Source organism: Algoriphagus sp. CAU 1675, from assembly GCF_029222925.1.
Classification (GTDB): Bacteria; Bacteroidota; Bacteroidia; order Cytophagales; family Cyclobacteriaceae; genus Algoriphagus.
Map to the genome: position 1 here is coordinate 319132 of NZ_JARHUI010000001.1, position 17351 is coordinate 336482.

Sequence of the window (17351 nt, forward strand, 5' to 3'; positions counted from 1 at the left end):
GGTTTATTCAGCAACTCCGGTTGAGTATTTCAAAGGCACGTTTGTTCCTTTGGGGGATACTCTCAGGTAGCCCTGCATTTCTTGGTGAAGTGCCGAGCAGAAGTCTGTACAATAGAATGGGAATACTCCTACCCGATCGGGAACCCATTTCAGGGTGGATGTTTCACCCGGCATGATCAAAAGCTCGGCAGTATTGGCACCTTTGATGGCAAATCCATGAGGCACATCCCAGTCTTGCTCGAGGTTGGTCACATGGAAGTACACTTCGTCACCCACGTTCACCCCTTCAATATTATCAGGACGGAAATTGGAACGGATAGAAGTCATGTAAACATGGATTTCGTTCCCTTTGCGCTCCACCCGCGCATCATTAATCCCTTTCAGAGCTACAGGACTATGGTTTTTCTCAATTGGATAGAATTTCACCTGTCGATCCTTGATCAAGGAGGCTGGGAAAGCCTCTGCATAGTGGGGTTCGCCTATGGTTGGGAAATCAAGCAAGAGTTGCATTTTGTCACCGGAGATATCATACAACTGAGCTGAATGCGCCAGTTCAGGACCGGTGGGTAGGTAGCGGTCTTTGGTGATTTTGTTGTATGCCACTAAGTATTTGCCATGGGGCTTTCCGGTTGGTCCACCGGGGATACTCAGGTGACCTACAGAATAATAAGTAGGAGCTCTATCCAAGACTTCAAGCGTTTCTATGTTCCACTTCACAATCTCTGAAGACACAAACATGGAAGTATAGGCATTTCCTTTTCCATCAAACTCGGTATGCAATGGGCCTAATCCCGGCTTTTGAACTTCTCCATGAAGTACAGATTCGTATTTCAAAACAGGCATGCCGTTGAAATCACCTTCGAAATCTTTGTTTTCGATTGCGGCCAACATTTTGGTAAATGAGAATACCGGGATAATTGCTGCGAGTTTGCCGGAACCTATGATATATTCTCCGGTAGGATCGGTGTCAGTTCCATGCGGAGACTTTGGACAAGGAATGAAATAGACAATATCCTTGAGGACGGTGGGATCCAGAGTCAAGACTTCCTCCTTGATGGTGGAAGTAGCCGAATGGGTTTCTTCATCCCATTTGTTGTGGGCATATTTCACTTTTTTCTTGGTTCCCTGCCCAGCTTTTATGTACTCCTCCGCTTTTTTCCAGTTGACAGCCATGATGTAGTCCTTATCCTTTTGCGAAGCATTTACTTCCAAAAGGGTATGAGCCATCTCTGTATTATAAGTGGAGAAAAAGAACCATCCATGCGATTTGTTTTTACCGGCTCGGGCTAAGTCAAAATTGAAAGGGGGGGCTTCAATCTGGAAGGAAAGGTCCATGTCACCCGTTTCCGGATTTACGCCAATGAATGAAATATAGCCTTTGAAATTGTCCTTGTAGGAATCAATGGAGACATCTTGATTGTCCCCTACCGGAACAGAAAAGCGGGTTCCTGCCACGACATACTCGGTATTCTGAGTAATAAACGGAGAGGAGTGATTTCCGGCGGAGTTGGGAATTTCGATTATTTCTACGGTTTTGAAGCTGTTCAGATCCACCCGGGCGATACGAGGAGTATTATTGGCATTGCCAAAGGCCCATCGGGCATCATGTTCTGCATTGGTAGTAGAGATAGCGATGTGGTGCAAATCATCCCAAGGCACAAATCCATTTGCCGTGTTGAGCATAGGTTTTGACTGTTCGGAAAATCCCCAGCCATTTTCTGGGTTCACAGAGAAAACAGGAAGGATTTTCAAGACCCGACCGGAGGGAAGACCCACAACGGACATTTGACCATTAAATCCACCGGAGACAATGTTATAAAATTCATCATGTTGACCAGGGGCCACATAAACTTTGGAGGCGGCATCTCCTGTGATGGCGGTTTGTGCGCCTTTTGGCTTACATCCCGGTGCTACTGCCGCTATTAAAAGTCCGGCGGCAAGGAGCCAATTGTTTGTTTTCATTGGATTAAAGTTTAATTGGATTATTGGATGGCAGCATCACGCTGACCAGCTTTTTCTTCATCATTTTTTCTCATGTATTCCAGAATTCCACGCGCATCATCAGCCGTGATGTTTTGATTGGGCATTCGGGTAAGACACTCTTCCAAAAGCTTTTGGGCCTGAGGGTCTTGATCCAGCATCACATCCACATTGGTAATCATGTTCATGATCCATTCAGGTCTGCGTCGGTTGGTTACCCCCTGAAAACCGGGGCCTACCAAACGCTTGTCATTCAATTGGTGGCAGGCGGTACATTTCATATCTACAATGGCTTTGCCTTTTTCTGCCAGTGAGGCATCGACATCTGCACCGATGTCCACTGATTTGAATTCTCCGATTCCTTTGGGATCAGCTGTAGGGGCAACAGCTTCTGCGGCAGGAATATTTGATTTGGAGGAGGAGGTTTTGGATTCACTTCCGCCGCTGCAAGAGGTCAGGATCATCGCTACGATGCCCAAAGACCAAAACATCATTTTTTTCATAGTTTGAATGTTCAATTGACTTGGATTAGAGGATTGTTTGAATTGTTGCTTGAGATTATAATTGGCTGCAAAAAGGCTAGCAAAGGATAGGGTAAGCCCGAAAGGGAATAATGCCGAAAGGACAACTAGTCCGAAGTGATACCAAGAGAGATATCCCCACTCAAGCCATACCATTGTTCCCTGCCCAAACAGCAAGAACTCAGTACCAAAAAAGGCAATGGAAACCAGTGTCCAGCCGATTTTGGAAGAAATGGAATTTGGTAGGTGACCTTCTGCAATGGCCTTTCCGGCAAGTCCCAAACTCATAAAGCCTAATAAAACCAGATGTAAAAAACCGATTACATACATCCGGATTGTATATGAAATCACAGCTACTTCTGGAAAAGTCAGTAAAGCTTGAAGCAGGGCTTTTGCTATAAGGGAAATCATCGCGATTCGAATCAGGAATAAAGGAAGTCCCGATAAATAAAGCAGGGGGATGGTCCTCCAGATTTTTCGAATCAGCATAAAGTAGGCAAAGGCCTGGAGCCAGACTGCCAGGGAATTGATCCAAAAAAACACCGGTGTTGGCTCAGCCCAAGTGATTACTAGTGCAAAAGTCAATACCACAGAACCTAGCAAGATCACTTCCTCAATACCGGAAAAAGGGATCTGAATACCCCTTTTTTCAGCAAAAAAAACGAGTAGACCAAGTGTTCCTAGGACAAACCAACCGTTGAGTTGAAAGTGCAAAAACCATTGGATGGACATAAAATACAGCTCATGCATCCGGCCCAGGGTGGTAGTTACAGGTCCGAGAGCCCAAAGCCCAAATGTGGAAATCAGATATCCGATCAAAGACCAACGAATCAAGCGGATACCCGGGGTGTTTGTTCCTTGGCGGAGTGTATGCCAGAGCTTGGCGATAAACCCATACGAAAGCAGTACGAATAGAGTGGAGAATGTGATACTTGCTGTGCCATAACCCTGTACCGGAAAGGAAAAGAGCATGCCGAGAATCGAAATTAAAAGAGCTATAAACAGCAATCCGTATTTTTTCACATAGCTTCCTTTGTCCTCCAGACTGAAAATCATGGCACCCATCAGCATCATAAATCCCCATCCCAACAATGCGATATGCGAATGGGCATGAAGAAGATGACGATATTCCAGGATTGGGATTTCCACCACATGAAAGGACCGCATGCTCAGACCAAAAAGAGATGCAACAAGGAAAAATCCAAGTGCCCACCGGGTCCAAATGCGTGTAAACAATTCGTTGTGTGTTGAAAAGCCCATGATATTCAGACAAAAAGTTTTTTTATTTAAGGATTTAATTCAGAATAAAGAACCAGTGCTTTTGGAAACAAGACATTGTTCTCTAAATGGATGTGCGTATGGAGATCCTGTTCAAACTCCTGAAGCATTGAAAATGCCACCCGATACGTCTGACAGGCATCAGCAGGAGGCGTATATCCTTGGGTCAGGGAATCGATCCGTCTAAAGCGTTCACCTTCGGTATCATGCTCCTCTTCCATCATCGCAATGGGGTTTTCGATATGGCCAAAATGTGGCTTGGAAAGTGGGAAATCGCTATGTTTTGCCTCTTCCATGGCCTTTATATAGGGGAATAGGATAAACTCTTCTTTTTTCATATGAATGGTCAGCGCATCTGCTGCTTCAAAAAATTCCTGGCAAACAGCAGTCAATTCTGGATGGCGATCACCGTGCACCCGCTCGATCTTTTCAAGGTAAAATTTCAAAGCCGGGATGGTTTCTTCCACATACTTATGATGGACACTCACGATATGGTCAATGAGCCGACTGAGGGACATTTCCTGATAGGGGGACTGATCCGCCACCTGCATGATGGCCTCCAGTTTCTCGACCACTTCCTCGATATCCAGTCCACGGGTAGAGCAGGCATCACTGAGCTTGACCGCGCCTTTACAACAGAAGTCGATTCCATACTCGGTGAATACTTTGGCGGTGCGAAAGTTTTCCGCTACGATTTTACCTACTTTCTTTTCTGCGATAGTTGCCATATTAATTGAATTTAAAGGATAAATTTATCTTTTATTTTGGTAAATTTTTTTAGGTTTTTAGAAAACTTACCCCGGTGTTTATGCTTAGAGCCATATCCTGTAGGGTAGTTGTCATCATCATACCAGTCAGGTGGTCTCGGATGGCCTTAAACTTATGGTGAACCGAACAGGGATGCTTTTCCGAACATTCCTGCAATCCCAGTGCACATCCTTTGAAAATGGAATCTCCGTCAATCACCTGCACGATACGATAAAGGGGGGTTTTCCTTCCCTCATCACTGATTTCAAAACCTCCATTGGGTCCTTTGATAGACAAAAGGAGATTTTCTCTGACCAAGGTTCGTAGGATTTTGGCTGTAAAAGCCTCCGGTGAATTGGCCGCAAATGCGATTTCTTTCAGCCCAGCCCTTTCCTGACCTTCTGGCAGAGTGGCCAAGAAAACCATGGAGTTGATTGCGTATTTACAGGCCTTGGAAAACATCTATTCTCTGATTGATGAACCAAATGTAAATGAAAAATAATAAAAGATAAAAATATCCGGTAATATTTTTTAAATATTCCTTCCTCTGTAAAAAATCAATTTGGTCAATTGCCAACCTTGAATGATTGTTACCATTGGATATTGTAGTATCTTTTGCTACTTTTAAACAGAATGAAACTTCACTCCCATCCATCTTACCACTTTTTAACTGCTGACGGGTCCTCCATGGACTGGGTCAAAAGGATGGTTGTATGTCATAGCAGAGCTTTTATCAATTAACCCTCCGTAGAGGATTCGGAGGGCAAAATCAGGATTAATATTTAAAGATTAGGGACTAGTCCATTTGGATTAGCCAATTCCTATTTACCATTATTGATATACGATATGAAGCCTATTCTGAGTGAGTCAGACTATAAGACCATACATACCTTTTTACAAAACCTTCCTCTGCATCTCAAGGGAAAAGAGGTAAGTCAACTCCAACAGGAAATAAAATCTGCCAAAATCATCGCAGATGATGCCATTTCGGATGAAGTCATCCAGATAAATTCCAGATTTGAAGTATCTGAACTTTCTAGCGGCACAACGATGAACTTTCAACTGGTGCTTTCCCATCAAGCAGATTTGAAGAAAAACAGAATTTCGGTATTAAGCCCGCTTGGCGTGGCCCTGATCGGTTTCCGCCAAGGTATGACCGTTGAATGTATGCTCCCCGGAGGACTGAAAAAACTACAGATTAATTGGGTCGAAAAATCAGGACTATTGATTCAGTCAAGCCATTCATCTACAGAAAGGACCTTAAAATGAAATGGGCTTACCAAATTCCAGGAAAACTGAAGCTCTCCCTGTTACTGACAGGGGTGATCTGTTTAATCATGTTTAACAATCTCAGCGAACGCTAAAAATCCCGTGAACTCAAAACAGCCTTTGAGTCCATGTACACCGATCGCTTGATGGCCGAGAGCTACATTTTGCAGCTCTCGGACGAACTTCATACAATCCAAAGTATATTAGAAAAATATCCTTTCCTACCCCAAAAAGTCCTAAATTCCCACCTTCAACAAATCGAGCAGATCAACCGGGAATATCTGGAAACTCAGCTTACTGAAGAAGAAAAATCACACTTCCAATCTTTTGAAAAGCATACCTTTAGCATGGGTAAAGAGCTTCAAAATGGGGGAAATGCAGAAATTCAGATTCATGCCGCATTGGCAGAGCTGAAGGCCCTTTCTCAAATTCAGGTAAAAGAGGCTCAGACCCTGATCAAAAGGTCAAGTCAAATCTTCTCCTCCGATGCTGCCAGCTCCCAGCTAGAAATTGCTCTTTTAATCGTGGTAGTACTGGTGGTTCAGACCATTTTGTTTGCCTCTAAAACTTTAAATGTGGCATCAAAAGTACCCTCGCATTTGAATTAAATCCGCTCTGTATCGGTTGATTTTGGAATTAAATCATTAAGGCTCTCTTTTTTGATTAATTTCTCCTTCAACCCATCCACTGTCTCATAGACGACCGGCACCAGATACACCGTCAATACCAAAGAAGAAAGCAGCCTTCCTATAATCACCCAAGCCAGGCCATTTTTCCATTCGCTGGCTGTGCCGCTTGCCAAGGCAATGGGTAGCATTCCGATCACCATAGAGAGTGTAGTCATCAAAATGGGTCACATCCTTCCTTTTCCGGCTTCGAGGAGTGCTTCGCGAGTTTCCATTCCTCTTTCTTTCAGCTGATTGGTGAAATCCACGATCAAAATCGCATTTTTGGCCACCAAGCCCATCAGCATGATCAAGCCCAAGAGGGCAAACAAACTCAGGTTGTTCATCGACAGATTGAGAGCCAAAAAGGCACCAATCACCGCAACAGGAATGGAAAACAGTACCACAAATGGATAGACAAAACTATCGTACAGTGCCACCATAATCAGGTAAATCAACAGAAAGGAAATCAACAAAACCTGTCCCAAAGTCCCAAAACTGTCATTTTGCCGCTTGATATCCGAACCCCAAACCATGCTGATTCCTTCGGGAAGTGGATTGTCCTTCAAGTAGGCCACTACCTCATCAGCCACCGTACCGGAAGGTCGGCCCAAAGCATCAGCGGTAATGGTTAAAGCTGACTGTCTGTCTTTTCGCTCGAGCATGGAAGGAGAATTTGCCTGAATTACTTCTTCAACTCGAACTTCATTAATCTGGAAAAAGCAGAAGATTTTCCGAAGCCTAGCCTAGGTTTTCAATCAAATTAGCAGCAAAGGTCAAAAATGGCGGATCTGATGGGTCCGTCTTTTTTTTTTATTTAAATGACTAGCCTAACTCCTATTTTTTATTTTCGATAAATTTGTCGGAAATGATTTTTGTCATACTTTTGGTCAATTCGATAAATAGAATGTTTTCAAAAGCATGTGAATACGGCATCAAAGCCATGATCTATGTGGCGACTCAGTCTCTGAAAGGTGACCGGGTAAAAATCGGTGACATCGTAGAAAAAGTCGGTTCTCCGGAAGCTTTTACCGCCAAAATCCTCAGCGATCTGGTAAAAAGCGGTCTGATTGAATCCTTGAAAGGCCCTTATGGTGGCTTTTTCATCCAACCCAATCAGATGGAATCCATCAAAGTGATTCAAATTGTATCTGTGATTGATGGAGACTCCATTTTTATGGGTTGCGGACTGGGACTGAGCGAGTGCAATGCTCAAGAGCCCTGTCCCATGCATTCAAAAATTGTAAAAATCCGCTCAGAACTGAAGCATGCACTGCAGACTACCAACCTGCTGGATCTCGCCAATGGCATCAAATCCGGAAAAACCATTCTGATTCGGTAAGCCCTTTTTTTGAATCTATTTCCGATAAAAAGATCGAAAATACCTGCAATTCCAATAGAAAATTAAATCATGAGTATCCTATCAAAATGAATCGCATTATCCTTACCCTTCTGGCTTTTTTCCTTCTCATCGGAGAAGCAATGGCCCAGACCGTACGCAATCCCGAGATCGATCAATGGTGGTCGAGCCCGGGAATCATCGGCACCGCCTTATTGATTGCCATTATCTCATTTGTGGCCATCCTGATCATCGGGGCAAGACTTTCGGCTTTCATCCAAGGACTGCAAAAACGATCCCAACTCCGAGACAAGGAGGAGATCAAATCCGAACTGGTCAATTGGGATGAGGAAGATTTGGACTGGATTTTGGAAAATCGAAAAGCTGCCAAAAAGTACCGGCTTTCGGGATCGGAACATTCCGGGAGGAAAATTTCGGAAGACAAGCGGGGTTTGATTGCCAAAGTCACCCAAGATCCAGAGAATCCCCTTGTTGACGAAAAGAAACATGAAACACTCCAGCTCGAAACTCCCCAACCCCTGAGAAGTCTGATCGTGTGGTACCTCGGAGCTGCTGTTTTTTGGTTGGTCTTCGGCACCTTGGTCGGACAGTACATGGGCATGAAATTCATCTGGCCTGAAATGGATCAAATTCCCTGGCTCTCCTTTGGACGACTTCGGCCCGTCCATACCAACACCGTATTTTGGGGATGGGCTTCGATGGCCATGGTGGGATTGGCATACTTTATCATTTCCCGTACCTCCAACACCCGAATTTTTTCTTATTCACTAGCCAAAACCGCTTGGTACCTGATGAACTCGGCTGTTGTCTTGGGGAATTTTCTCCTGATGAATGGCGTAAACAACGGTGGAGGCGAATACCGGGAATACATTTGGCCGATAGCTTTATTATTTGCAGCAGGCTTGATCCTCACTTTCTACAACTTCTACCAAACGGTAGCCAAGCGAAAAATCTCCGAAATCTACATCTCCAACTGGTACCTGCTGGGGGGGCTGATCTGGACGATCACGCTAGTTGTCATCGGGTACCTGCCCACCTTTCAGGACGGACTTGGGGAAACGGTCATCCAGGGGTATTACATGCACCAAGGTGTCGGGATGTGGTTTATGACCTTCACGCTGGGATTGGTTTATTATTATCTCCCGACTTCTCTGAACAAACCTATTTATTCCTATTCCCTGGGAGTGTTGGCCTTTTGGACACAGATGCTCTTTTATACCCTGATCGGCACACATCATTTTGTCTTCAGTCCATTGCCTTGGTGGCTTCAGACGGTGGCAATTGTCTTCAGTGCGGGGATGTTCATCCCGGTTCTTTCTGGCACGACCAACTTCCTGATGACCATGAAGGGTAGCTGGAGTGCGATTTCCAAAAGCTATGTTCTCCCGTTCTTTTTAGTGGGTGTTGTATTCTATTTTGTCGGATCGACACAAGGAAGCTTACAAGCCTTCCGACTGACCAACTTCATCTGGCACTTCACGGATTTCAACGTGGCCCATTCCCACATGACCATGTACGGGATTATCACCTTTATCCTTTGGGCTTGCATTTACGCCATTTTACCCAAAATCACCGGCAAAGAGCCGCCCGCATTGGGGGTAGGAATTCATTTTTGGCTGGCCTTCGTGGGACTTTTTGCTTACATGATCTCGCTGATGGCCGGAGGAACGCTCCGAGGATTGAGCTGGATTGAAGGTGAATCCTTTATCAATTCAGTCGTCTTGATGCAGCCCTATTGGGTTTGGAGAGCAATCGGTGGCTCCCTGATGTTTGTCTCGCATTTGGTCTTTGCTTACAACTTCCTGGAAATGACCCGGAGTGAAAAACCAGCCCCTGCTCAGGTTTCGCCAGCCATTTCCCCTGCTCACGCTTAATCCCGCCACTCATGTTTGACTTTCATAAAAATCATAAACTTCTCGTCCTTACCGCATTTTTGGGTTTTGCGGTGCTCAGTACGGTCATTGCGGTATTTCCTGCCCTGCAGCTTCAGCAAGTGAAGCCCCTGCCGGGCATGAAGGAAATGAGTTCGGAAGAACTCAAAGGCCTGCAAGTCTATGTCTCTGAAAACTGCATGGCCTGCCACACTCAACAGGTGAGAAACATCGAAATGGATCAAGTTTGGGGTCAGCGGCCTTCCCTGGCCTCAGACTACTACTACAGCAAGCAGCGACTGGATTTTTGGCGACAGTCTCCCTCCGTGCTTGGAAGCGAACGGACCGGGCCTGACCTGACCGAAGTGGGAAAAAGACAACCCGGCAAGGAATGGCATCTCCTCCATCTCTTCAATCCGCGAATCGTCGTCAAAGAATCCGTGATGCCGGGATATCCTTGGCTATTTGAAGAAAAATCTCCTGCTATGGTCACCAAAGGAGACCTAGTCGTGCCGGTACCCGGAGAACTCCTGAAAAATCCCGATCATAAGTTGGTGGCCAAAGAAGAGGCATTGCATCTGGTAGCCTACCTTCAATCTCTTGTCCAAACCGATCTGGGTGCTGAACTGAGCCCGGACTTTATCCCCTCAACCCGAAAGAAATCCGAGGCGAAACAGGCTGACACTTCCATAGGATTAGACGGGCTTCAACTTTACACCGAAACCTGCTCGGCCTGTCATCAGGCAACCGGAGAGGGAATCGCCGGAGCATTTCCGCCCCTTGCAGGCAGCAAAATCGTCAACGACCCCGATCCCAATATCCTCGTGCAGATCATTTTGTCGGGATACGATGCCCGCCCTGAGTTTGGCGCGATGCCTCCGTTTGCCGATCTCCTCACGGATGAAGAAATCGCCGCCATTGCTACCCATGAGCGAAAAAGCTGGGGGAACACGGCCCCTGCCGTCACTCCTGAGCAAGTCGCCGAGATCCGAAAATTTGTCCAAAACCAATAATTCCAATCCCATGCAATCCTCAGAAATCTACCTCGAATCCCTGATCACGGCCACTCCACAAGAAGGCAGAGAATTAGCCATAAAACTGGCACGGAAATCTATCGGCGCCATCCAAACCGATCCTGAAATCCGCAAAAAACTCCGCGCTGACTACGCCGAAGACACCGCTCAGTTGATTGCCTCTGCCAAGGTGATCGCCATCGAATTCCAAACCATCGCCATGGCAAACAATTACTGGAAACCATGAGGAAGCTCCGCCTAGTTCTTTTGGTTTTCTTCGCTTCTGTCGTTCAGGCCTTAGCCTGTGATGTTTGCAAAAGAAATCAGCCGGAGTTGCTCCAAGACATCAGTCATGGCACTGGACCTCAGGCCGATTCCGAGTACTACATCATCGGCGGAGCAATACTCCTGGTTATTTTCACCCTCATCTACAGTGTCAAATTCCTGATCCAACCGGGTGAAAGAAGTCCAAAGCATATCAAACACAAGATTCTCAAACCCAGTCCAGAACTATGAACGACAATCGAAAAATCAGGGTATTTCTCGATGAAGACCCTGTGCCTTTTGCGGAATTCAGTCCTCCGGTCAAGTTTGTCCTAGACACCACCAAGATTCCCGATGGCAAGCATCACTTGCGAATCGTGGCCCAATCGACCTCGGGCAAAGAAGGAGTAAAATCAGTCCCCTTTGAGGTGAGAAACGGGCCATCCATCTCTGTGGTCGGCCTCCAAGAGGGAGACATTGTCACTGACCAAGTCCCTGTCACAATCAATTCCTACGGGAGCGAGCGGAATGACTTCTTCCTGATTCGTGGTTCGGAAACGCCCAAAGGAATCCCAGCCTGGGTCTGGGCCACCCTAATCTCCTTTGTGGGATTTGCCCTCTTTTACTTTATCATGTACTGGAATCCTGACCATTACCAATCCTTCTTCTAATGAATAAATCAGACATACTCGACCTGAGCGACATCCAGATCTTGGTCGATCAATTTTACGGTAAAGTCCGAGAGGACGACCTGTTGAAACACATCTTTGAAAATGTCATTGAAGACCGCTGGCCGGAGCATCTGGAGAAAATGTACCGGTTTTGGCAAACTGTCCTCCTCGATCAACACACGTATCAAGGAAGTCCATTTGTCCCGCATGCACATTTGCCGGTGGAAAAAGCCCATTTTGAACGCTGGATCGAACTTTTCTTCAAAACTGTAGATGAAAACTTCACCGGAGAAAAAGCCGAGCGTGCCAAATGGCAAGGAGAAAGAATGGCCGAAATGTTTCATTTCAAAATCAATTATTACCGAACTTCCACTGTAGATCCCATCTTGTAGTCAAAATCAACCCGATCAACACCCATGGAAAAGAAATCTCCTCTCAAGCGCCACCCAACCCTCCATCACCTCAGCCATGACCATCACCATGGGCTATTGCTTTGCTGGAAAATCCGCCAGGGATTCAAACTGGGAATCGGACCCAAGCGAATCAGAGTTTACTGTGAATGGTTTTGGGAAAATTATCTTCAGGCCCATTTTGAGGAAGAAGAAAAAACCATTTTCACCGTACTTCCGGAAGATGACCCGATGATCAAGCAAGCGTTGAGTGAACACAAGCGCCTACGAAAACTCTTTTCCAATTGGGAAAATTCTGAAAAGACGCTGGGACAGATCGAGGAAAAACTGGAACAACACATCCGATTTGAGGAGCGGGTTCTTTTCCCCGTGATTCAGGAAAAAGCTTCACCCATACAATTGGATGAAATTGCAGCGCATGGAGAGCGGGAAAAATTTGTAGAGAACGAAGCAGATCCATTTTGGATTGTATCAGGCTAACGCCGCTTCCAAAACTGAATTTTGTCCCAATAACTCAGCTCACGAACATTCACATCCCAATAAGGATAAAGCCGATTTTTCGACAAATTATTGATCAAAACTGAGGAAAGAAACAGGGTCAAAATCCCCGTCATCACTGGATTGACCACGTAGAAATAGCCAATCTGACGAACTTCCTCTGAACCGATATTGGCGATAAGGGCAATAGCGCCACCCGGAGGATGAAGGGTTTTGGTGTACTGCATCGCCAATATGGATAAGGAAACGGCCAAAGCCGGAGATATCCAGATGTAATCTGTACTGGAAAAAAGCTTATATACACTCACTCCAATAAAAGCCGAAATCAAACTTCCTAAAATCAGCATTCTGGGTTGTGCCGCAGGACTGTTGGTCATACCAAAAAGCAACACCGAACTGGCTCCAAATGCCCCGATCAAAAACAAGGCATCTAGATTTCCCACGGTGTGGAAAATATTCTGCAACAAACCGATGCTGCTCAAACCTAAAAATGAACCAACAAAGGCCCAAAGATTATCGATTGGGTTATGAGAGGTTTCCCTATATGCAATTATGCGGGCTTTACGTATTCCTCTTTTGATTTTTTCAGTCGGCATGGAAAAATGAGCGAGCCGCAAAAATAAAGACAAGACACTCCCTTACCAAAGAATTTCTCTCTTCTCAACCTGCCAAAGCTCTGTTTCCCGATGTTCTGTCAAAGCCCTTCCAACATACTCATCAGCTTAGCTCGGACTTCTCCAGCGAGGGATTCAATAGCGGAATTTTTGACCACAGACATGGCGGCTGCAGGATCCATGATGGTCACCTCATAATCGTCCCCGCCCAGACTTCGGATGGTCACATTGCAAGGCAACAGGGTGCTAACATGTGGTTCTGCGGTGAGCACTTTATCTGCAAAAACCGGATTGCAAGCACCCAAAATCAGAAATGGCGGATAGTCCTTGTCCAATTTCTTTTTCATGGTGGCTTGAATGTCGATTTCGGTCAGGACACCAAAGCCAACTTCTTTAAGGCCGGCCTCCACTTTAGCACGAAGCGTAGCCAAATCTTCGGATTTCAGGGTGCGGGATTGATAGTAAGTCACAGTATGAAGTGTTTGATGTGAATTCTGAAAGTAAAACTGGATAAAAAAGTCCTTTTAGACAGTGACTTGGGTTACATTTTACGAATTCAATTTCTCCACACCGCAGATTCGGTTTTTAAGCCTTGCTTTTTACTTTCTCCCAACTCACCGAGGATTTGCTTATCTCCCCGAAAGTGTTGCAGGTAATACGTCCCGGAATAGCCTTTTGCTCGAAGCCAATTCTCCATTTTCTGAAGATCTGAGGCGGCCAATTGATCCGAATGAACCGTAGTCCGAACTTCAAAGCGAATTCCGGATGAAAGCAGGATTTCCAGCGTTTTCTCAAAAGGCAAAAACAAATCAGAACGGGTGACCTGCCAATACTTCTCCGGCAAGGCCTTAAAATCCAAGGCCACATAGTCCAGCAGGTTTTCGTCAATCAGCTGCCTGATCACCTTAGGCCGGCTTCCATTGGTATCGATTTTCACTTCAAATCCCATCTTTTTCACCTCCCGAACAAAGGGAATCGCCTGAGGGTGAATAGTGCATTCCCCTCCACTGAACACCACGCCATCCAATAATCGACGACGGCTAAGCAAGAAGTCCAGCACAGCAGACCAACTCAGTTTGCCTTTTCCCCTTACAATCTCAGGATTGTAGCAATACCCACAGCGCATGTTGCAGCCGGCAAACCAGAGGATGCAGGCCGTGCGATCAGGGAAATCCAGCAAGGTAAAAGGGGAGATACTGAAGACAGGCCTCCCCTTTTCCAGGCTACTCGGTGAAGTGTGTACGTTGCTTGTGTTCACCTTTTTTGCCGATGTTGAAACTCTCCACGGGACGGTGATAGCCCATCACGCGGGTGTACACGAGACATTTGGTGCGCTTGGCTTCGTGCTTTTCGAGTAGCGCTTGAGTTTGGATAGATTCAGTGTTTGTCTGCATAGTCTATTGGTTTTTGGTTAAGGGAATTGAGTAAGTCTTCGTCACAATGCGGGCAGTATTCATGCTCTCCGTTGAGATATCCATGGACAGGGCAGATGCTGAATACCGGGGTCACCGTGATGTATGGCAATTTGAAATTGGCAAGCACCTTCTTCACCAATCTACGACAAGCCTCCGGTGAGGAGATTTTTTCCCGCATGTAGAGATGCAGCACGGTACCACCGGTGTATTTGCATTGGAGTTCGTCCTGAAGCATAAGCGCCTCAAAAGGATCATCGGTGAAGTCCACCGGAATCTGACTACTGTTGGTGTAGTAGATATTTTCCTCCATCCCAGCTTGGATGATTTCAGGAAAGCGTTTTTTGTCCTCCTTGGCAAAGCGGTAGGTGGTTCCTTCGGCAGGGGTAGCCTCTAGATTGTAGAGATTTCCTGACTCTTCCTGAAATTCCTTCATCCGAGCACGGATGTATTCGAGGAGTTCAGCCGCCAGATTTTGGCCATAGTTGCCGGTGATATCTTCTTTTCCTTCGGTAAAATTGAGAATCATCTCATTCAACCCATTCACTCCGATGGTGGAGAAGTGGTTTCGGAAATGCTTCAGGTAGCGCTTGGTGTACGGGTACAATCCCCGGTCGTACATTTCTTGAATAAAGGCCCGCTTTTTCTCCAGGGTGGATTTGGCAATCTGCATCAGGTAGTCCAGTCTTTCATATAGTCCGGCTTTGTTTCCGGCATACAAATAGCCCAATCTAGCCATATTGAGGGTCACCACCCCAATGCTTCCGGTCATCTCCGCACTTCCGAAGAGCCCATTTCCCCGCTTGAGCAACTCCCTCAAATCGAGCTGTAAGCGACAGCACATGGATCGAACCGCATTGGGTTTGTAGGCATGGGGATTTTCGACCTTTTGACCATTTTCGTCATACGTGTATTGACTGCCTATGAAATTTTGAAAATAGGAGGAGCCGATTTTGGCTGTGTTTTCAAAAAGCAAATCCGTATTGGGACCGTACCAGTCAAAGTCCTCCGTGATATTGACCGTGGGAATGGGGAAGGTGAAGGGCTGTCCATTGGCATCGCCCTCCGTCATGATGGTGTAATAAGCCTTGTTGATGAGCTGCATTTCAGGCTGAAAATGCTTATAGGTCAATTCTTCCAGAGAATTTACTCCTCGCTTCCTGGCTTTTTCCAAAAGCAAATCAGAGTCGATTCCCAGGAAAAGATGCAGGTCATTTCGGTTCGGCATCTGATCTTTGAGGTCCTCAGGCACCACCCAATCCAAGGTCACATTGGTAAAAGGAGACTGACCCCAACGAGCTGGGACATTGAGATTGTAGACAAAAGAGCGGATAGCCTTTTCGATCTCCTTGTAGTTGAGTTGATCTTTGAAGACATAAGGAGCCAAGTAAGTATCAAAGGAACTGAAAGCCTGCGCACCCGCCCACTCGCTCTGGAGAATCCCCAGAAAATTGGCCATCTGACCCAAAGCCTCTCGAAAATGTGCCGGAGGACGACTTTCTACCCTACCCCTCACCCCGTTGAACCCTTCATTCAGCAATCCCCTCAGGCTCCACCCGGCACAATAGCCCGTGAGGCAATCCAAATCGTGAATATGAATATCCCCGTTGCGATGGGCATAGCCTTCTTCTTTGCTGTACACTTTGTCCAGCCAATAGTTGGCGATGATCTTCCCGGCCACATTGTTGACCAAACCGGCATTGGAGTAGGAGGTATTTGCATTGGCATTGATCCGCCAGTCGGTTTGCTTGATGTATTCTTCGATGGTCTGGGTGCTGTCTACATAAGTCGTGTCTTCGTTGAGCCCTTCCACATGCTCCCGCTGCAACTTGCGGGTATGCCGATAAAGCATAAAAGAGCGCATCACCTGGAAGTGTCCCGACTGGAAAAGCTCTTTTTCGATGATGTCTTGGATTTCCTCAACTGACCAAGTGGTATTGATTTGGAGTTTTTCGAGGACTTGATCAAAAATCTTGGGATCATACGTCGCCGAAACGCTCTGAAACCCTTTTTTAAGGGCATCCTCTATTTTGTAGGGTTCAAAAAGAGCATATTCTCCATTTCTTTTAATAACATAATGATCCATAGTGGCGTGAGTTAGTGATTGATTTGAAGTGGTGATTTTAGAGAAAAAAACAGGCCACACTCTCATTTTCCGAGGTAACTTTTGACAGGAATAGAAATGATCTAAATCAGACTTTTTTGTCTTAAATAGAAGGTCAAAAATTTAGGAAACACCGTAATATCAGGATACATTTGTCCTTTTTTAAAAACTGGAAAAAATCTTACCTGATGATCACACTAACCAAAAAATTCGAATTTGAGGCCGCTCACCGAATCAGTAACTACGAAGGTCCCTGCCTGGAAATTCACGGACACACTTACAAGCTAGAAGTTACCATCTCCGGCCCCATAGATCCGGTAACTGACATGATTTTAGATTTCAAAACCTTTAAAAATCTGGTCAAAAAATCAATAATTGAACAATTTGACCATGCACTCCTCCTCAAGGACAATGAGGAAAACCGGAAACTTTTTGAGGGCTACGCTGGTAAAATCGCATGGATGAACTCCGAACCTACTGCCGAGCGGATGCTCCAAGGAATGGCAGACACCTTGCAGCGGTTGATTTCTGCACCCGCTCAACTCGATTCTCTCCTTTTGTATGAAACCTCTAGTTCCTTTGCTTGCTGGAAAAATAGTATCGGATAAATTTGTCCCTTTTAATTTTGTTTTTACATTTGAATCAAATAGGGGCTAAATCGCCCTTTCCTTTAA

The 17351-nt window shown here is 45.7% G+C and carries 20 protein-coding genes and 1 pseudogene; 11 read left to right on the forward strand and 10 right to left on the reverse strand.

All coding sequences use genetic code 11. The features are described from left to right. Positions 1-3 precede the first annotated feature (3 nt). The 4 genes from nosZ to P2G54_RS01410 are packed head-to-tail and all read right to left on the reverse strand — an operon-like array spanning position 4 to position 4988. A complete protein-coding gene (nosZ, locus tag P2G54_RS01395) occupies positions 4-1962 on the reverse strand; it encodes a Sec-dependent nitrous-oxide reductase (protein WP_275867453.1) in 1959 nt (652 codons plus the stop codon). A gap of 20 nt (positions 1963-1982) precedes the next feature. Then, a complete protein-coding gene (locus tag P2G54_RS01400; protein ID WP_275867455.1) occupies positions 1983-3761 on the reverse strand; it encodes a cytochrome c in 1779 nt (592 codons plus the stop codon). Between the two features lie 26 nt (positions 3762-3787). Then, a complete protein-coding gene (gene ric / locus P2G54_RS01405) occupies positions 3788-4507 on the reverse strand; it encodes an iron-sulfur cluster repair di-iron protein (RefSeq protein WP_275867457.1) in 720 nt (239 codons plus the stop codon). Between the two features lie 49 nt (positions 4508-4556). Continuing rightward, on the reverse strand, positions 4557-4988 hold the full coding sequence (locus P2G54_RS01410) for an Rrf2 family transcriptional regulator (RefSeq protein ID WP_275867459.1): 432 nt from the start codon (positions 4986-4988) through the stop codon (positions 4557-4559). Positions 4989-5372: 384 nt separating this feature from the next. Between P2G54_RS01410 and P2G54_RS01415 the strand changes: the two genes are divergently transcribed. After that, positions 5373-5795, forward strand: coding sequence for a GreA/GreB family elongation factor (locus P2G54_RS01415; RefSeq protein ID WP_275867461.1), 423 nt, complete (start codon positions 5373-5375; stop codon positions 5793-5795). A gap of 128 nt (positions 5796-5923) precedes the next feature. After that, the gene (locus tag P2G54_RS01420; RefSeq protein WP_275867463.1) at positions 5924-6403 is read left to right on the forward strand and encodes a hypothetical protein; all 480 of its coding nucleotides are present in this window, start codon (positions 5924-5926) and stop codon (positions 6401-6403) included. On the opposite strand, the pseudogene P2G54_RS01425 reads toward P2G54_RS01420, so the two are convergent. Next, positions 6400-7191, reverse strand: a pseudogene (locus P2G54_RS01425) (efflux RND transporter permease subunit). The gene P2G54_RS01420 and the pseudogene P2G54_RS01425 sit on opposite strands and share 4 nt — an antisense overlap. 176 nt (positions 7192-7367) lie before the next feature. On the opposite strand from P2G54_RS01425, the gene P2G54_RS01430 reads away from it, so the two are divergent. From P2G54_RS01430 to P2G54_RS01465, 8 genes are all read left to right on the forward strand, one after another. Beyond that, positions 7368-7802 (forward strand): Rrf2 family transcriptional regulator, encoded by a 435-nt coding sequence (locus tag P2G54_RS01430; RefSeq protein WP_275867465.1) that lies wholly within the window; start codon positions 7368-7370, stop codon positions 7800-7802. Between the two features lie 86 nt (positions 7803-7888). Next, complete coding sequence (locus P2G54_RS01435) at positions 7889-9694, forward strand: cbb3-type cytochrome c oxidase subunit I (protein ID WP_275867467.1); 1806 nt, start codon at positions 7889-7891, stop codon at positions 9692-9694. An 11-nt stretch (positions 9695-9705) separates the two neighbouring features. Beyond that, complete coding sequence (locus P2G54_RS01440; RefSeq protein ID WP_275867469.1) at positions 9706-10704, forward strand: cbb3-type cytochrome c oxidase subunit II; 999 nt, start codon at positions 9706-9708, stop codon at positions 10702-10704. 10 nt (positions 10705-10714) lie between these two features. Then, positions 10715-10951: a hexameric tyrosine-coordinated heme protein gene (locus P2G54_RS01445; RefSeq protein WP_275867471.1), complete on the forward strand. Its 237-nt coding sequence runs from the start codon at positions 10715-10717 to the stop codon at positions 10949-10951. Then, positions 10948-11220, forward strand: a complete 273-nt coding sequence (locus P2G54_RS01450) for a hypothetical protein (protein ID WP_275867473.1) — start codon at positions 10948-10950, stop codon at positions 11218-11220. Before P2G54_RS01445 ends, P2G54_RS01450 begins: the two co-directional genes overlap by 4 nt. Beyond that, on the forward strand, positions 11217-11639 hold the full coding sequence (locus P2G54_RS01455; protein ID WP_275867475.1) for a cytochrome C: 423 nt from the start codon (positions 11217-11219) through the stop codon (positions 11637-11639). Before P2G54_RS01450 ends, P2G54_RS01455 begins: the two co-directional genes overlap by 4 nt. Next, entirely contained in the window at positions 11639-12031 is a 393-nt protein-coding gene (locus P2G54_RS01460; protein WP_275867477.1) for a group III truncated hemoglobin, read from the forward strand. Before P2G54_RS01455 ends, P2G54_RS01460 begins: the two co-directional genes overlap by 1 nt. Positions 12032-12055: 24 nt before the next feature. Further along, positions 12056-12529, forward strand: coding sequence for a hemerythrin domain-containing protein (locus P2G54_RS01465; protein WP_275867479.1), 474 nt, complete (start codon positions 12056-12058; stop codon positions 12527-12529). On the opposite strand, the gene P2G54_RS01470 is transcribed toward P2G54_RS01465, so the two are convergent. The 5 genes from P2G54_RS01470 to P2G54_RS01485 all read right to left on the reverse strand — a co-directional run bounded on the left by P2G54_RS01470 (position 12526) and on the right by P2G54_RS01485 (position 16659). Then, positions 12526-13143: an HPP family protein gene (locus tag P2G54_RS01470; protein WP_275867481.1), complete on the reverse strand. Its 618-nt coding sequence runs from the start codon at positions 13141-13143 to the stop codon at positions 12526-12528. The genes P2G54_RS01465 and P2G54_RS01470 overlap by 4 nt on opposite strands. 98 nt (positions 13144-13241) lie before the next feature. Next, complete coding sequence (locus P2G54_RS01475; RefSeq protein ID WP_275867483.1) at positions 13242-13631, reverse strand: DUF302 domain-containing protein; 390 nt, start codon at positions 13629-13631, stop codon at positions 13242-13244. Between the two features lie 86 nt (positions 13632-13717). Continuing rightward, the gene (locus P2G54_RS01480) at positions 13718-14419 is read right to left on the reverse strand and encodes an anaerobic ribonucleoside-triphosphate reductase activating protein (RefSeq protein WP_275867485.1); all 702 of its coding nucleotides are present in this window, start codon (positions 14417-14419) and stop codon (positions 13718-13720) included. Next, on the reverse strand, positions 14385-14555 hold the full coding sequence (gene nrdD, locus P2G54_RS16465; RefSeq protein ID WP_345795459.1) for an anaerobic ribonucleoside-triphosphate reductase: 171 nt from the start codon (positions 14553-14555) through the stop codon (positions 14385-14387). The genes P2G54_RS01480 and nrdD overlap by 35 nt, the downstream gene beginning before the upstream one ends. Next, a complete protein-coding gene (locus P2G54_RS01485; RefSeq protein ID WP_275867488.1) occupies positions 14539-16659 on the reverse strand; it encodes a ribonucleoside triphosphate reductase in 2121 nt (706 codons plus the stop codon). Before P2G54_RS01485 ends, nrdD begins: the two co-directional genes overlap by 17 nt. A 206-nt stretch (positions 16660-16865) precedes the next feature. On the opposite strand from P2G54_RS01485, the gene P2G54_RS01490 reads away from it, so the two are divergent. Next, complete coding sequence (locus tag P2G54_RS01490) at positions 16866-17285, forward strand: 6-carboxytetrahydropterin synthase (protein WP_275867490.1); 420 nt, start codon at positions 16866-16868, stop codon at positions 17283-17285. Positions 17286-17351 lie beyond the last annotated feature (66 nt).

Coding starts and splice junctions, on each gene's coding strand:
- P2G54_RS01485 (WP_275867488.1), bottom strand. CDS start 16,659: ATGGATCATTATGTTATTAAAAGAAATGGAGAATATGCTCTTTTTGAA.
- P2G54_RS01415 (WP_275867461.1), top strand. CDS start 5,373: ATGAAGCCTATTCTGAGTGAGTCAGACTATAAGACCATACATACCTTT.
- P2G54_RS01465 (WP_275867479.1), top strand. CDS start 12,056: ATGGAAAAGAAATCTCCTCTCAAGCGCCACCCAACCCTCCATCACCTC.
- P2G54_RS01430 (WP_275867465.1), top strand. CDS start 7,368: ATGTTTTCAAAAGCATGTGAATACGGCATCAAAGCCATGATCTATGTG.
- P2G54_RS01445 (WP_275867471.1), top strand. CDS start 10,715: ATGCAATCCTCAGAAATCTACCTCGAATCCCTGATCACGGCCACTCCA.
- nosZ (WP_275867453.1), bottom strand. CDS start 1,962: ATGAAAACAAACAATTGGCTCCTTGCCGCCGGACTTTTAATAGCGGCA.
- P2G54_RS01450 (WP_275867473.1), top strand. CDS start 10,948: ATGAGGAAGCTCCGCCTAGTTCTTTTGGTTTTCTTCGCTTCTGTCGTT.
- P2G54_RS01400 (WP_275867455.1), bottom strand. CDS start 3,761: ATGGGCTTTTCAACACACAACGAATTGTTTACACGCATTTGGACCCGG.
- P2G54_RS01455 (WP_275867475.1), top strand. CDS start 11,217: ATGAACGACAATCGAAAAATCAGGGTATTTCTCGATGAAGACCCTGTG.
- ric (WP_275867457.1), bottom strand. CDS start 4,507: ATGGCAACTATCGCAGAAAAGAAAGTAGGTAAAATCGTAGCGGAAAAC.
- P2G54_RS01440 (WP_275867469.1), top strand. CDS start 9,706: ATGTTTGACTTTCATAAAAATCATAAACTTCTCGTCCTTACCGCATTT.
- P2G54_RS01420 (WP_275867463.1), top strand. CDS start 5,924: ATGTACACCGATCGCTTGATGGCCGAGAGCTACATTTTGCAGCTCTCG.
- P2G54_RS01410 (WP_275867459.1), bottom strand. CDS start 4,988: ATGTTTTCCAAGGCCTGTAAATACGCAATCAACTCCATGGTTTTCTTG.
- P2G54_RS01460 (WP_275867477.1), top strand. CDS start 11,639: ATGAATAAATCAGACATACTCGACCTGAGCGACATCCAGATCTTGGTC.
- P2G54_RS01490 (WP_275867490.1), top strand. CDS start 16,866: ATGATCACACTAACCAAAAAATTCGAATTTGAGGCCGCTCACCGAATC.
- nrdD (WP_345795459.1), bottom strand. CDS start 14,555: ATGCAGACAAACACTGAATCTATCCAAACTCAAGCGCTACTCGAAAAG.
- P2G54_RS01470 (WP_275867481.1), bottom strand. CDS start 13,143: ATGCCGACTGAAAAAATCAAAAGAGGAATACGTAAAGCCCGCATAATT.
- P2G54_RS01435 (WP_275867467.1), top strand. CDS start 7,889: ATGAATCGCATTATCCTTACCCTTCTGGCTTTTTTCCTTCTCATCGGA.